Origin of the sequence: Streptomyces sp. 2A115, assembly GCF_052245575.1 — a bacterium.
GTDB lineage: Bacteria > Actinomycetota > Actinomycetes > Streptomycetales > Streptomycetaceae > Streptomyces.
On the sequence record NZ_JBQQCG010000008.1, the window covers coordinates 121,715 to 135,310 of the forward strand.

13 protein-coding genes are annotated in these 13,596 nt (G+C 71.6%); 3 read left to right on the forward strand and 10 right to left on the reverse strand.

The annotated features are described in order from the left end of the window. Positions 1 to 77 precede the first annotated feature (77 nt). The 3 genes from ligD to ACTWQR_RS10120 all read right to left on the reverse strand — a co-directional run bounded on the left by ligD (position 78) and on the right by ACTWQR_RS10120 (position 4,563). Positions 78 to 998, reverse strand: a complete 921-nt coding sequence (gene ligD / locus ACTWQR_RS10110; RefSeq protein WP_443226613.1) for a non-homologous end-joining DNA ligase — start codon at positions 996 to 998, stop codon at positions 78 to 80. 77 nt (positions 999 to 1,075) lie between these two features. Then, positions 1,076 to 2,923 (reverse strand): transketolase, encoded by a 1,848-nt coding sequence (locus ACTWQR_RS10115; RefSeq protein WP_443226614.1) that lies wholly within the window; start codon positions 2,921 to 2,923, stop codon positions 1,076 to 1,078. After that, on the reverse strand, positions 2,920 to 4,563 hold the full coding sequence (locus ACTWQR_RS10120; RefSeq protein WP_443226615.1) for an FAD-dependent oxidoreductase: 1,644 nt from the start codon (positions 4,561 to 4,563) through the stop codon (positions 2,920 to 2,922). Before ACTWQR_RS10120 ends, ACTWQR_RS10115 begins: the two co-directional genes overlap by 4 nt. 178 nt (positions 4,564 to 4,741) lie before the next feature. Between ACTWQR_RS10120 and ACTWQR_RS10125 the strand changes: the two genes are divergently transcribed. Together ACTWQR_RS10125 and ACTWQR_RS10130 are read left to right on the forward strand one after the other, a co-directional pair. Beyond that, a complete protein-coding gene (locus ACTWQR_RS10125; RefSeq protein WP_443226616.1) occupies positions 4,742 to 5,707 on the forward strand; it encodes an LLM class F420-dependent oxidoreductase in 966 nt (321 codons plus the stop codon). A 59-nt stretch (positions 5,708 to 5,766) separates the two neighbouring features. Then, entirely contained in the window at positions 5,767 to 6,870 is a 1,104-nt protein-coding gene (locus ACTWQR_RS10130; RefSeq protein ID WP_443226617.1) for an enolase C-terminal domain-like protein, read from the forward strand. A gap of 196 nt (positions 6,871 to 7,066) precedes the next feature. Here the strand turns inward: ACTWQR_RS10130 and ACTWQR_RS10135 are convergent, their stop codons facing one another. Together ACTWQR_RS10135 and ACTWQR_RS10140 are read right to left on the reverse strand one after the other, a co-directional pair. Next, complete coding sequence (locus tag ACTWQR_RS10135) at positions 7,067 to 8,095, reverse strand: SDR family oxidoreductase (protein ID WP_443226618.1); 1,029 nt, start codon at positions 8,093 to 8,095, stop codon at positions 7,067 to 7,069. A gap of 3 nt (positions 8,096 to 8,098) precedes the next feature. Further along, positions 8,099 to 8,629, reverse strand: a complete 531-nt coding sequence (locus tag ACTWQR_RS10140; RefSeq protein WP_443226619.1) for a phage holin family protein — start codon at positions 8,627 to 8,629, stop codon at positions 8,099 to 8,101. A 146-nt stretch (positions 8,630 to 8,775) separates the two neighbouring features. On the opposite strand from ACTWQR_RS10140, the gene ACTWQR_RS10145 reads away from it, so the two are divergent. Continuing rightward, positions 8,776 to 9,129, forward strand: a complete 354-nt coding sequence (locus ACTWQR_RS10145) for a VOC family protein (RefSeq protein WP_443226620.1) — start codon at positions 8,776 to 8,778, stop codon at positions 9,127 to 9,129. Between the two features lie 108 nt (positions 9,130 to 9,237). Here ACTWQR_RS10145 and ACTWQR_RS10150 read toward each other — a convergent pair whose 3' ends face one another. The 5 genes from ACTWQR_RS10150 to ACTWQR_RS10170 form a co-directional block, all read right to left on the reverse strand. After that, positions 9,238 to 9,642: a DUF5709 domain-containing protein gene (locus ACTWQR_RS10150; RefSeq protein WP_443226621.1), complete on the reverse strand. Its 405-nt coding sequence runs from the start codon at positions 9,640 to 9,642 to the stop codon at positions 9,238 to 9,240. A 102-nt stretch (positions 9,643 to 9,744) separates the two neighbouring features. Continuing rightward, entirely contained in the window at positions 9,745 to 10,290 is a 546-nt protein-coding gene (locus tag ACTWQR_RS10155) for a GNAT family N-acetyltransferase (RefSeq protein WP_443226622.1), read from the reverse strand. Between the two features lie 21 nt (positions 10,291 to 10,311). Continuing rightward, a complete protein-coding gene (locus ACTWQR_RS10160; RefSeq protein WP_443226623.1) occupies positions 10,312 to 10,560 on the reverse strand; it encodes a DUF1049 domain-containing protein in 249 nt (82 codons plus the stop codon). Between the two features lie 111 nt (positions 10,561 to 10,671). Beyond that, positions 10,672 to 12,444 carry a CocE/NonD family hydrolase gene (locus ACTWQR_RS10165; protein ID WP_443226624.1) on the reverse strand — a complete coding sequence of 591 codons (1,773 nt, stop codon included), beginning with the start codon at positions 12,442 to 12,444 and terminating at the stop codon, positions 10,672 to 10,674. 195 nt (positions 12,445 to 12,639) lie between these two features. Beyond that, positions 12,640 to 13,566, reverse strand: coding sequence for a S66 peptidase family protein (locus tag ACTWQR_RS10170; RefSeq protein ID WP_443226625.1), 927 nt, complete (start codon positions 13,564 to 13,566; stop codon positions 12,640 to 12,642). Between the last annotated feature and the right edge of the window lie 30 nt (positions 13,567 to 13,596).

Sequence of the window (13,596 nt, forward strand, 5' to 3'; positions counted from 1 at the left end):
CGGCCGTTGGCCAAACCACCTACGAGGGTCAACCTACGAACGCCGGGTGTGTTCGCCGGTGAACGCCGGTGCGTCCGTCAGCCACGCAGCGCGTTCAGCCGACGCCGTGCGGGGCCGAGCGCGCGCCCGCCCCGCAGCAGCCCGGACCACGGGTCGGTGCGGGCCTGCTCGGCGGCGTCGGCGATGGTCCAGCGGCGGGGGCCGAACCCTGGGCCGTCGAGCTCCGCCCAGGTCACGGGCGTGGCGACCGGGGCGCCGGGCTTGGCACGGACGGTGAAGGGGACGACCGCGGTCTGGGCGTAGGCGTTGCGCTGGACGTCCAGGTAGAGGCGGTCACCCCGGTCCTTCTTGCGGGCGGCCGTGGTGAGCCGGTCTGGGTGCGCCTCGGCGAGCGTGTCGGCGACGTCCTTGGCGAACTCGCGTGCCTCGTCGAAGTCGTGCTGCCCGTTGAGCGGCACGATGACGTGCAGTCCGCGTGAGCCGGTGGTCATCAGGGCGGACGGCAGCCGGAGCTCGTCGAGCAGCTCGCCGAGCAGCCGGGCGGCCTCGCGCACCGGCTCGAAGTCGTCGCCGCCGGGGTCGAGGTCGAACACCAGCCGGTCGGGGCGGTCGATCCGGTCGACCCGGGACAGCCACCGGTGCAGCGTGAGGCAGGCCTGGTCGGCGAGGTAGACGAGGGTCGCGGTGTCCTCGCACAGGGGGTGGGTGACGGTGCCGCCCTCCTTGGGCACCTCAACGCGGTTGATCCAGTCCGGGTCGTGCTTCTGAACGTTCTTCTGCATGAACCTGGGCCCGCCGAGTCCGTCCGGGTAGCGCTCCATCATCAGCGGTCGGCCTCGCAGGTGCGGCAGCATGAACGGGGCGATCTCCCGGTAGTACCCGACGATGTCCGCCTTCGTGTACTCCTTGGCCCGCCCGTCACCGGGGAACATCACCTTGTCGGGCCGGTGCACCTCAAGAGTCCGCCTGCCGGCCCGTACGGTCTGCGTACCGGCCATGGTCACTCCTTTCGTATGTGTACGCGGCCCGTATGTGTACGCGCCCCGTTGTGTACGCCGGCTGTGTGTCGGCGTCGTCAGCGCACGACCGCGTGTTCCACGAGCAGCTTCGCCGAGGCCGCGATCGACTCGGCGTCGATGCCCGCGGCGTGCAGCTGCTCGGCGGGCGAGGCCGAGCCGGGCATGCTGCGCACGGCGAGACGGACCAGGCGGGGCATGGGGCGGCCGTCGAGGAAGGCGTCCAGGACGGCGTCGCCGAGGCCGCCCTCCTCGAAGTGGTCCTCCACGGTGAGCAGGCAGCCGGTGTGCTCGGCGGCCTCGCGCAGGGTGGCGCGGTCGACGGGCTTGACGGAGTACAGGTCGATGACCTGGACGGGGATGCCGTCGGCCGCCAGCGCGTCCGCGGCGGACAGCGCCTCGTGCACGGTCACTCCGGCGGCGACGACGGTGAGCCGGTCCTCCGGGGAGACGCGCAGCACCTTGCTGCCGCCGATGGGGAACTCCTCGCCCGGCCCGTAGACGACCGGGGTGTCCCCGCGTGAGGTGCGCAGGTAGCGGATGCCCTCGCAGCCCGCCATCGTGGCGACGAGCTTGGCCGTCTGGTTGGCGTCGCACGGGTACAGCACGGTCGAGCCGTGCGTCGCCCGGAACATCGCCAGGTCCTCCATGCCCATCTGCGAGGGCCCGTCCTGGCCGATCGCGACGCCCGCGTGCGAGCCGACGAGGTTGATGTCGGCGCCGCTGACCGCCGCCATGCGGATGAAGTCATGGGCGCGGGTGAGGAACGCGGCGAAGGTCGAGACGTACGGCACCCAGCCGCGCGAGGCGAGCCCCACGGCGGCCGCGACGAGCTGCTGCTCGGCGATGTAGCACTCGAAGAACCGGTCGGGGTGCTCCTTCGCGAAGAACTCGGCGCGGGTCGAGTCGCTCACCTCGCCGTCGAGGGCGACGACGTCGCCGCGCGCGGTGCCGAGTGCGGCGAGCGCCTGCCCGTACGCGTTGCGGGTGGCGGCCTTGTCGCCGATCTCGTAGCGCGGCAGCTCCAGATGGCCGGCGCGTACGGCGTGCAGCATCCGGGCGGCTGGCGGCTGCTGGACCTCGACCCGGATGTCGCGCACCCCGCCGAGCTCGGTGATCGCCTCGTCGGCCTCGGGCAGCGGTTTGCCGTGCAGGCCCTCGCGGTCCTGGACGGCCTCGACGCCCTTGCCCTTGAGGGTGCGGGCGAGGATCGCGGTCGGTTGCCCGATCGTGGAGATGGCCTCGCCGTACGCGCGGTCGACGTCGTCGACGTCATGGCCGTCGACCTCGATCGTGTGCCAGCCGAAGGCCTGGAAGCGACGGGCGTACGCGTCGAGATCGTGGCCGTGCCGGGTCGGGCCGCGCTGGCCGAGCCGGTTGACGTCCACGATCGCGGTGAGGTTGTCGAGGTGCTCGTACGCGGCGTGCTCGGCCGCCTCCCACACGGAGCCCTCGGCCAGCTCGCTGTCTCCGCACAGCACCCACACCCGGTAGCCGACCCGGTCGAGCCGCTTGCCGGACAGGGCGATACCGACGCCGACCGGCAGCCCCTGCCCGAGCGACCCGGTGGCCGTCTCGACCCACGGCAGTCGGCGCGGCGTCGGATGCCCTTCGAGCCGACTGCCCAGCTTGCGGAAGGTCATCAGCTCGGTCTCGTTGATCGCCCCGGCCGCCTTGTACGCGGCGTACAGCAGCGGCGAGGCATGCCCCTTGGAGAGAACGAAGCGATCATTCCCGGGATGGGCGGGCCGCGCGAAGTCGTAGCGGAGATGACGGGCGAGCAGCACCGCCATGAGGTCGGCGGCGGACATCGAGGAGGTCGGGTGCCCGGACCCCGCCGCGGCGGCCGCCCGCACGCTGTCGACACGCAACTGCTGCCCCAGCTCGGTAAGTTGACGGGTGTTCATGACTCTCCTTCCGCGGGGCGCTCTGGGTCTGAAGAGGCGGGATCGTCGGAACCGGGGTTGCCTCCCTTGCGGCCGGGGGCTGGGGCGGCGTGCCCGTCAGAACCAGCCAACGCCGGACGCCCGGGATCGTGGGCCGCCGGAGGGCCAGGCTCCGCGACCGCCGGAGGCCCGGGATCCGGGGCCGTCGGGCGGCGGGGATCAGGGGACGCGAGGTCGGCGGACGTGGGTGCCGGGCGATTGCCGGGGTCACGCGTGACGGAGCCCCCGGCCGCGGGCGTCCCGGGCCTGGGATCCGGAAGGTTCGCACGCGCGCCAGGAGACGTTGCCCTCTCCGGTACGCCCGGCACCCGGGCCAGCTCCGGTGAAGCCGTGTCCAGGGGGACCGACCAGGAGCGGACGAGGCCCAACTGGACGGCCTGGCGCGGGAGTACGGCGTCCAGGAACCAGTCGGCGGCGACCCGGATGCGGTTGCCGGGCATCGCGGCGAGGTGATAGCCGCGGGTGACGGCACCGGCGAGCGGTCCGGAGAGATGGACGCCGAGCGGGTTGGCGGCGGCCTTCACCCCGCCGAGGTCGACGACGAAGCCCATGTCGCGGTGCCGGTAGTCGCGGCGGTCGCCGACGCCGAGCGAGGCGGCGACGTTGTGCCCCGCCGTCTTGCCCTGCCGCCAGGCGTGCTGGGCCGTCATGGGCGTGTACTGTCCCGGCCTCTCCAGATCGGGCACGGCGGCCGCGTCCCCGCAGGCGAACACCTCGGGACGGCCGGGCACCTGGAGGTTCGGCTCGACGAGCAGCCGGCCGCGTTCCATGGCGAGACCGAGCGCCTCGGCCAGCGGATCGGGCCGTACCCCGACGCACCAGACCAGCGTCCGGGTGTCGATGAACTCCCCGTCGCTGAGCAGCACCCCGTCGGGGGTGGCCTCCTTCACGGAGGTCTCGGTGCGGACGTCGACGCCCCGCTGCCGCAGCACGCGGTCGGCGGTGCGCGAGAGCCGCTCGTGCAACTCCGGGAGCACGCGCGGCGCGATGTCGAGCAGCAGCCAGCGCGGGCGCATGCCCTGCCGAAGCGGCTGCTTGCGGACCAGCGCGTCGGTGAACAACTGCCCGTGCGCGGCCACTTCGGTACCGGTGTAGCCCGCGCCGACGACCACGAAGGTGCACCGCGAGGAGCAGGTCTCGGGGTCGTCGGCGGCCGCCGCGAGCTCCACCTGCCTGGTCACGTGGTCGCGCAGGTACAGCGCCTCCGGCAGTCCCCGGAAGCCATGTGCGTGCTCGGCGACACCGGGGATGGGCAGCAGCTTGTTGACGCTGCCGGCGGCGAGCACGAGACGGTCGTACGAGAGGGTGCCGGCGCCTCCCTCGGGGTCGCTGTAGTGCACGGTCTGCGCGTCGAGGTCGATCCCGTCGGCCTCGCCGAGCACCAGCCGTACGCGCGGCAGGGTGCCGGAGAGCGAGACGGTGACGCGGCGCGGCTCCAGGACTCCGGCGGCGACCTGGGGCAGCAGCGGCAGATACAGAAAGTAGTCCGTCGGGTTCAGCAGGATGATGTCGGCCTTGTTCCGGGCCACCCGGGACAGGGTGCGTGCCGTCTGGTATCCGGCGAAGCCGGCGCCGACGATCACGACGCGGGGTCGACTCATGGTTTGCCTCCGGCGGGGTCACTCGTACGGAGCTTTCCGCGTCCCCCTGGCCCGGGCACCCAAACGTCGAGGTCCTCGGGCGACGGCAACGTCGAGCTCCACGGGCGACGGCGTTTCGCACCGGGCGCCGGGGTTACCCGGACGAGGACCCCACCGGGCCCGTCGCGGAGGTGCCACCATGCCCGAATACGGCTGTTTCCTGTCGACCGAGGAGTTCGGCCCGGCGGATCTCGTCGAGCAGGCGCGGATGGCCGAGCAGGCCGGCTTCCAGTCGCTGTGGATCTCGGACCACTACCACCCGTGGAACGACGCGCAGGGCCAGAGCCCCTTCGTGTGGTCGGTGATCGGCGCGCTCTCCGAGGCCGTGTCCCTGCCGATCGGCACGGCGGTCACCTGCCCGACCGTACGGATGCATCCGGCGGTCACCGCGCAGGCCGCGGCGACCAGCGCGGTGATGACGGACGGCCGTTTCCGGCTGGGCGTCGGCAGCGGCGAAGCCCTGAACGAGCACATCCTCGGCGACGCCTGGCCGCCCGCGCACGTCCGCCTGGAGATGCTGGAGGAGGCGATCCAGGTGATGCGCCACCTCTTCACCGGCGAGGAGGTCAACCACTCCGGCCCGCACTACACGGTCCAGAACGCCCGCCTCTACACGGTCCCCGACGAGCCGGTCCCGATCGACATCTCGGGCTTCGGCCCGGCGGCGACATCCCTCGCGTCCCGCGTCGGCGACGGCTACATCACGATGATGCCGGAGGAATCGATGGTGGAGCAGTTCCGCAAGGGCGGCGGAGGCGGAAAACCGGTCAGCGGCGGCACGAAGGTCTGTTACGGCCACGACCGCGACGAGGCCGTGCGTACGGTCCACCGCCTCTGGTCGAACCAACTGCTGCCCGGCGAAATGGGCCAGGTCCTCCCCTCGCCCAAGCACTTCGAGCAGCTGGAGCCGCTGGTCACGGAGGACATGGTGAGCCAGAACGTCGTATGCGGCGACGACGTGGACGAGCACATCGCCGCGCTCACCGCGTTCGCGGAAGCCGGTTTCGACCGGATCCACGTCAACCAGATCGGCCCCGACCAGCGCGGCTTCTTCGATTTCTACCGGACGAAGGTGCTGCCGCAGCTTCAGGAGGGGATCCGCTGATGCCTCGCGGTGGCCCGTCGAGAACATCCCGCACGCGGCGGGCGTGAGCGGGCTGCCCGATGATTCCGAGTCTGCAACTGCATCAGCCCGTCGTCTCCACGTACACGGTTCCGACGGACGCACCCGAGGCCGACGGCACACTCTCCTGGGACACCACGACCGTGGTGATCGCCGAGGTGACGGCGGGCGACGCGACCGGCAGCGGCTGGACCTACGGTCCGGCCGCCGTCGGCGACCTGCTGCGCGAGGAACTCGGGCCGGTCGTCATGGGTCTTGACGCGTTCGACATCCCCGCCGCGCACGACGCGCTGTGCCGCGCGATCCGCAACGCCGGCCGCCCGGGTGTGGCCGCCTGCGCGATCTCCGCTCTCGACATCGCCCTGTGGGACCTCAAGGCCCGGCTCCTCGAGCTACCCCTGGTACGCCTCCTCGGCGCCGCCCGCGAGGCCGTGCCCGTGTACGGCAGCGGGGGCTTCACGACGTACCACGACACGCATCTGGCGGCCCAGTTGAACGGCTGGGTGCATGGCCAGCAGATCCCGCGCGTCAAGATCAAGATCGGCGAGGCCTGGGGACGCGCGGCCGACCGGGACCTGTCCCGCGTCCGCACCGCGCGCGAAGTGATCGGTGCGGAGGCCGAGTTGTACGTCGACGCCAACGGCGGCTACACGCGCAAACAGGCGATACGCGTCGGGCACGCGCTCGCCGAGCACGGCGTGGGCTGGTACGAGGAACCGGTGTCCTCCGACGACCTGACCGGCCTGCGCCTGGTCCGCGACGCGCTGCTCTGCGACGTCGCGGCGGGCGAGTACGGCTACGACCTCCCCTACTTCGCCCGCATGATCGCCGCCGGCGCGGTCGACTGCCTCCAGATCGACGCCACCCGGTGCGGCGGTATCACCGAGTTCCTGCGCGCCGCGGCCCTCGCCCAGTCCCACGGCCTGGAGATCTCCGCCCACTGCGCCCCGCACGCCCACGCCGCGGTGGCCGCCGCCGTCCCCAATCTCCGGCACATCGAGTGGTTCCACGACCACGTCCGCATCGAGTCGATGTTCTTCGACGGCGCGCTGGATCCGACGGGCGGGGTGATCCGTCCGGACGGCGGCGTCGGACACGGGCTGACGCTGCGGACGGAGGAGGTGGAGGAGTACCGGGTGGCTTGAGACCCTTTCAGGGGCCAGAGTTCAGCCTGTTCTTGCGAGGGACCCCGGGCGTTCACGCCCGGGAGGAATCGCATCTGGTGGTGGCGCTGCGGAGCACCGCGGAATCGGGCCGGAAGCGCCAGGGCCGCGAAGCGGCCAGGTGACGGCCCGGCGGAGCCGGACCGTGCTGGCGCTGTGGCCGTGGGGCGGGGGCTGTTCAGCGACGGGTAGTTGACAGCTTGCGCTTGACCTGGGCTGCCAGCGCCAGCGCGCCGCCCATGGCCAGTCCCACTCCGACCCGCCCCCGGTTCCGTGACACCCAGTCCTGTGCACTACCCGGCAGCGCCTCGTCGTCGAAGCGGCCGTGCGCGCCGAAGTCCCGGCCGTAGGGCCCGTCGGCCGGAGACCACAGGTTGCCGTGACCGTCGGCACCAGCGGCGCCGTCGTCGTCGCGCTGAGCGTCGAAACCCGTGCGGGCGAGGTAGCGGTCGAGGAAGCCGGGGGCAACGGAGTTGGCCACCATGGTGGCCGCGGTCGAGCCGCCCACCCAGTACTCGCGGCGCCGGGGATGCCCGGCCGCGTGCACGATCGCTCGGGCGGCGAGCTCCGGCTGGTAGATGGGCGGAACGGGCCTGGCCCGGCCCGGCATCCGGCTCAACACCCATTCGAACTGAGGGGTGTTGACGGCAGGCAGCTGCACCATGGTCGTACGCACCCGGGTCCCCTCGTGCAGCAACTCGCAGCGCAGGGACTCGTTGAAGCCCTGGATGGCGTGCTTGGCCCCGCAGTACGCGGACTGCAGCGGAACCCCCCGGTACGCGAGCGCCGAGCCGACCTGCACGATCGTCCCCCGGTCGCGCGGCAGCATGTGCCGCAGCGCGGCGCGCGTGCCGAACACATAGCCCAGGTACGTCACTTCGGTGACCCGGCGGAACTCGTCGGGCGTGATCTCGGTGAACGGTGCGAAGACGCCGGCGAAAGCGTTGTTGACCCAGACGTCGATCCGCCCGAACGCGTCGACGACCCGCTGGGCGGCGTCCTCGACGGCCTTGGCGTCGGCGACGTCGACAGGGACGACCAGTGCCTCGCCGCCCATCCGCTGCACCTCGTCCGCCGCCGCGGCCAGTCCGTCGCGGCCCCGGGCGAGGAGGGCGATCCGGTCGCCACGGGCGGCGAAGGCCCGGGCCGTGGCCCGGCCCACGCCGCCGCTGGCCCCGGTCACCACGACGGCCCTGCGGCGCGACATGGCTCACCTCACCGGGTGGTCCGGCGAGCCGGGATCCGCCGGGCGGCCGCCCGGCGCCCCGGGCGCGCCCGCTCCAGGCGCCCCTGGCGCACCGGTCATGCCACCGGGCGGCGCGACGGGCGGCACCGGCGGATAGGCAGGCCCGGGGAGCCCGCCGGGCGGCGTCCCGGGAGTCGTAGCGCCGCCGACGGACCCACCCTGCCCCTGTGTCTCCGCGATCCGCTCCGGTGTGGGCCGGGACGCCGACGGCCGCGCCGCGTTGCGCAGCACGAACGCGAGCACGCCGAGTACGGCCGCGGTGATCAGTGCGGCCGCCCAGTCGGGCATCCCGAGCGCGAGCGCGAGGCCGAAGGTGAGGGCGAGGGCCGCGCCCGCATACAGGGCGACGGCGCCGGACGCGGCGTACAGCGCGGCCGTACGGCGCTGCCTGCGGGTCTGCTCCCGCAGTTCGTCGCGTACGGCGTCGCGGGCCACCTGCGCCAGTTCCTCGACCAGGCTCTTGTCCAGATGTTCCAGGTGATCGATGCGGTCCATGCCCCGCGAGTACCCGTACCCCCGCGCGCGTAACGCCCGGCCGGGCGGGGTACCGCCCGGCCGGATCAGGCCGGGACGTGGGACCCGCTCAAAACGATCTCTCGAAACGATCTCGCTCCCGGCCGGCCCCAACTAGGCTCGTGCACATGGAAATTCTGGGAGCCACGCTGCGCATCTGCGTCGACGACCTGGACACTGCGGTCCCCTTCTACGAGAAGCTGGCGGGCGGGCAGGCGTTCCGCTTCGAACGCGGCGGCGTATCGGTCGCCGCGGTCGGCTGCTTCCTGCTGATGAGCGGACCGGAGGCGGAGCTCGAGGTGCTCCGGAAGGTCTCTGCGACGATCGCCGTGAAGGACGTCGACGAAGCCCACCACGTGCTCACCGAGTCGGGCGCGCATGTCCTCGTGGGCCCGGTGGCCACGCCCGTCGGCCGCAACCTGATCGCGATGCATCCGGACGGGTACGTGTACGAGTACGTGGACCGCCGGGCCGCGGAGTAGCGCTCCTCGCGCCGCTCCTCGCGCCAACGGGCACGTCAAACACGTCACGCACTCAACACGTCGACACGTGAACCGGCGGGTGGCCGAGATTCCTGTGTGGCCGAGCGCCTACGTCAGCTGATCGTCTTCGAAGTCCTCTTCGTCCCTGATCCGTACGGCCTCCTCCTCCGCCGCCAGGCCGCTCGTCGTGCCCTCCTGGGAGTAGACGTCCTGTTCGCGGGGCAGGTCGGGGTCGGGCTCGTCGTACAGCAGCCCGGCCGGTTCCTCGGGCGGCCCCGGCTCGCCCTCGGCGTCGACCTCGGGCTCCTCGTCCGCGAGCCGTTCGTCGAGCGGCTCGCGCTCGATCACCTCGTTGACCGTGGTGTCCCGCTCCTCGGCGATGGTCGGTTCGTCCCCGGCGACGGGCAGCTGCTGCGGATCACTGGACCGCTGCTGCTCCGGCGTCCCGTCCTGCATGTCCGGGATGCCCTCGTCCTCGGGATCGGCCCCGGGATCGTGCGGCCTGGTGGTCATCGGGTCCGCCTCCTTCCCAACGTGCGGGATCACCCGGGTTCCCACCGCCCACCGGGTTCACACGAAGGTGTCCGGCCGCGTCCGGAAGCGGCGACGACGGTGTCAGCCTCGAAGCATGTCGGCGGTGATGGCCCAGCGTTCGTGGTCCCGCCAGGCCCCGTCGATGTAGAGGAACTCCGGCGAGAAGCCCTCCAGCCGGAAGCCGCAGCGGCGGGCCAGCGCGATCGAGGCGGCGTTGCCCGGCTGGACGTTGATCTCCAGCCGGTGCAGGCCGAGCCTGCCGAACGCGTGCCGGACGACCAGGTCGAGCCCCTGACTCATCAGCCCACGCCCGGCCGCGTGCGCGAACGCCCCGTATCCCAGGGCTCCGCACTGAAAGGCGCCCTCGACGATGTTGTTGATGTTGATGAACCCGGCGATCTGGCCGCCGTCCTTCTCGCAGACGAGGAACCCGGCCTTGGTCGGATCCTCGATCAGCCGCCCGGCGTACGAGCCGTAGGCGGCGGTGCTGGTCGGCGGGAACAGCCAGGGCTGGTGCAGCTCCTTGCTCTCGCGCACCCGAGCGGTGAACTCGGCGCCGTCCTCGTGGGTGTAGTGGCGTATGCCCACGCGGGCGCCTTCGGCGAGGTATTCGGCGGTGCCAGACATCCCGCCACGGTACGCGGTCGGCTACCTCCGGCGCTTCACGAAATAGGCACCGCACAACGCACCGATCACCGCAGTGCCGAGCAAGGCCATCCACAGGGGCATGGTGACCTCGGGGATCAGCAGGCGGATCTCCGTGGTGCGGGTGTTCTCGAAGATGAAGACCAGAGCGAGAACGGCCAGCGCGACGACGGCGACCCGGGCAGGGGTCAGCAGGTCCCTGCCACGGGCCCTGCCACCGCCGCCGCTGCCACCTGATGTCTTCCGGCTCATGTAATCAGGATGGGCGCAATGCGAGGATTACGCGCGGTGAGGGGCCTCCGGGTGACGGGAAAGTTCGGCGAACCCGTCGACACGATCACCTCGCTGAACCGCTCGACACGATCACCTCGGTGAACCGCCCACGACAGGCAGCTGAAGCACACCGGTCTCCCCTGGCCCACTGGTCACACTCACCCGCTTGACCCCTCTGTTCCCCAAGTACGCGTCATCGCTCCCCGCCACCACGAACCGCAACCGATGCCCCGCCTCGAAGCGGTGCACGATCCCCGGCAGCGACACGGTGAAGCTCTTGCGCACGTCCGGCACCCGCACGGGTGCGACAAGCCGGCGCACCAGCGTCTTCGTCCCGTCCGGCGCGACGTCGTACAGCTTCGCGAAGAGGACCAGCTTGTCCGCCGCGTCCCCGGAGTGCTGCACCCGCTCGGCCTGCGGCGAGACCACCTTCAGAGTGGCCCTCGGCACGCCGACGACATCGAGGGGCCCGGCGAGAGGCGAGCTCGTCCAGCCCGCGTACGTGCCCTCGGTGTCGTACGGAGCCGGGTCCGTGATCCCGATCAGCCCGGCCAGCGAGCTTTCCGAATGACTCGTCGGCACAAGCGAGTTGGCGTACGAGCGGCTGCCGCGTGCCACCTTCCTCCGGTTGTCGACGAGCTTGCCGTCGCCGGACAGGTACAGCGTCCGGCTCGGCGACGGGACCCGCGAGGACGTGCCGTACGTACCGGGGGCGGCGACCCAGTCCCGGTAGTAAGCGAACGCGGGCCCGGTGTCGACGCTCTTCTTCAGCAGGTAGCGGTCGAACCACGCGAGGATCCGCCGGCCCACATAGCTGGAGTCCAAGTTGCCCTGACTCAGGTTGAATTCACCCGGATCTGGGGAGATGGGCCCGCCGCTGTGCCCCCAGGACTGCCAGATCATCTTGGTCGGGGTCCCCTGCGCCTTGAGCGTCCGGTACGTCGCCTCCGCCTCATTGAGGTTGAAGAGGGTGTCGGCCTGGCCCTGGACCAGCAGCGTGGGTGCCCGCACGCTCTTCAGGTACGACACCGGTGAGACGCTCCGCGCGTAGGAGAGCATCTTCGCGGTCCGGTGCGCCGGATATCTTCCGGAGTTGAGGGTCCGGACGGTCGCACAGGCGTCGCTCACGAAGTGCCGGCACGGGATGGAGTTGATCCGGGAGGGGTCGAGGTTCGGCACGAGCAGGGGCTGGCTCTCCCCGATGAGGTAGAAGCCGTTGGCCCACTGCCATTTGAAGGCGCCGGGCACGGAACGGGAGGCGTTGTTGGGCGCCAGCGAGTACGCCAGGTCGTGCCAGGTGATGAGCGGAACGAGCGCGTCGACGCGGTGGTCCACGGAGGCGGTGGCCAGCTGGATGGCTCCGCCGTACGAGCCGCCCATCATGCCGACCCGTGGATCGCCGGCGCCGTCCTGCGTCACGAAGTCAGCCCTGGTCCCGTCGTCGGCGGCCCGTCGCCCCGCGAGGAAGTCGACGAGCGAGGAGGCCGCGCGGCCGTCGATACGCGGGTCGTCGAGCGAGATCAGACAGCCCGAGTTCCCGAACCCGAGCCCGGAGTAGACGAGTCCGACGTACCCGCGCTCGGCGAAGGCCTTCCCGATCTTGTCCGTCGAGCCGTCCGACTTGCTGCCGCCGAACCCGTTCGTGGCGAGCACGGCGGGCGCGGTATGCGCCTTGTCGACGCCCGCCGGGCGGTACAGGTCGGCGTCGATGGTGCAGGTACGGCCGCCCGCCGAAACCGTGAACTTGAGTGCGGTGACGGTGTATTGGGCCACCGCCGAGGCCGAGGCCGGTGCGGTGAGCGTGAACGGCACGGTGAGCGCGGCACCGAGAGCGAGGGCGAGCGAGGCGCGGGATCGAGGCATGCGAGAGCGACGGGACACGTAGACCTCCACACTGGGGACAACCCGACTACCGACCGGTAAGTACCTGGCCGATAGTCATGCTGTGACACGTGTCAGACAGGGTCAATCTCCGTGCCGGGCGTTTCTTGACGGAGATTCAGTGGAGGACTCGGTTCACTCGGATGTCCCGAGTTGAGGACACGGCGCGCTCCCCCGTCACATCAGCGCGGGCTCGTCCAGCCTCAGCGTCCCCGCCGCCGCGTCCAGCTCCCCCCGCATCCCGAACGGAATCGTCAGTGCCCCTGCGCAGTGCCCGAACCCGAACTCCTCCACGATCGGCACCCCGAGTCCGCCCAGCCGGTCGAGGACGACGGACCGCACCTCGTCGTACGACGGGACGCACCCGTCCCAGGAGCCCAGCAGGACCCCGGCGACCCCGTCGAGCCAGCCCGCGCGCAGGAGTTGGGTGAGGTAGCGGTCCAGACGGTACGTCTCCTCGCCGACGTCCTCCAGGCAGAGGAGACCGCCGCTCGCCGAGGGCCGGGCGTGTGGTGTGCCGAGGTCGGCGGCGAGCAGGCACAGACAGCCGCCGAGGAGGACGCCGCGGGCCCGTCCGGGGACCAGCGCACGCCCGCCGGACGTGATGGTCCGCACCGACTCCGGCTCGAAGAGCGTCGCCCGGAGATGCTCCTGAGCTCGCGCGTTCTTGATGAAGTCGATGCCCGCCGCCATCGGCCCGTGCAGCGTCACGATCCCCATGCGCGTCGCGAACGCCTCGTGCAGGGCCGTGATGTCGCTGAAGCCGAGGAACACCTTGGGCCCGGCGGCCCGCATCGCGTCCCAGTCGAGCAGGTCGACCATGCGCTGCACGCCGTACCCGCCGCGGGCGCACAGCACCGCGTCGACGGTCGGATCGCACCAGGCGGCCTGGAAGTCGGCGGCCCGGTCGGCGTCCGTGCCCGCGAGATAGCCGAACTCCCCGTGCCGGTCCAGGACATGGGGCCCCACCACCGGTTCCAGGTCCCACCCTCGCAGGATGTCGAGCCCCGTCTGGAGCCGTTCCTCGGGCACCGGCCCGCTGGGCGCGACGACCGCGACGCGGGCACCGGGGACCAGGCGCCGCGGTCTGCTGAGTTCCTTCACGCGGTGCGTTCCTTCATGTGGCGGGTTCCT

Excerpts from the sequence above, each read along its gene's own strand:
- ligD (WP_443226613.1), bottom strand. The coding sequence starts at position 998 with ATGGCCGGTACGCAGACCGTACGGGCCGGCAGGCGGACTCTTGAGGTG.
- ACTWQR_RS10115 (WP_443226614.1), bottom strand. The coding sequence starts at position 2,923 with ATGAACACCCGTCAACTTACCGAGCTGGGGCAGCAGTTGCGTGTCGAC.
- ACTWQR_RS10120 (WP_443226615.1), bottom strand. The coding sequence starts at position 4,563 with ATGAGTCGACCCCGCGTCGTGATCGTCGGCGCCGGCTTCGCCGGATAC.
- ACTWQR_RS10125 (WP_443226616.1), top strand. The coding sequence starts at position 4,742 with ATGCCCGAATACGGCTGTTTCCTGTCGACCGAGGAGTTCGGCCCGGCG.
- ACTWQR_RS10130 (WP_443226617.1), top strand. The coding sequence starts at position 5,767 with ATGATTCCGAGTCTGCAACTGCATCAGCCCGTCGTCTCCACGTACACG.
- ACTWQR_RS10135 (WP_443226618.1), bottom strand. The coding sequence starts at position 8,095 with ATGTCGCGCCGCAGGGCCGTCGTGGTGACCGGGGCCAGCGGCGGCGTG.
- ACTWQR_RS10140 (WP_443226619.1), bottom strand. The coding sequence starts at position 8,629 with ATGGACCGCATCGATCACCTGGAACATCTGGACAAGAGCCTGGTCGAG.
- ACTWQR_RS10145 (WP_443226620.1), top strand. The coding sequence starts at position 8,776 with ATGGAAATTCTGGGAGCCACGCTGCGCATCTGCGTCGACGACCTGGAC.
- ACTWQR_RS10150 (WP_443226621.1), bottom strand. The coding sequence starts at position 9,642 with ATGACCACCAGGCCGCACGATCCCGGGGCCGATCCCGAGGACGAGGGC.
- ACTWQR_RS10155 (WP_443226622.1), bottom strand. The coding sequence starts at position 10,290 with ATGTCTGGCACCGCCGAATACCTCGCCGAAGGCGCCCGCGTGGGCATA.
- ACTWQR_RS10160 (WP_443226623.1), bottom strand. The coding sequence starts at position 10,560 with ATGAGCCGGAAGACATCAGGTGGCAGCGGCGGCGGTGGCAGGGCCCGT.
- ACTWQR_RS10165 (WP_443226624.1), bottom strand. The coding sequence starts at position 12,444 with ATGCCTCGATCCCGCGCCTCGCTCGCCCTCGCTCTCGGTGCCGCGCTC.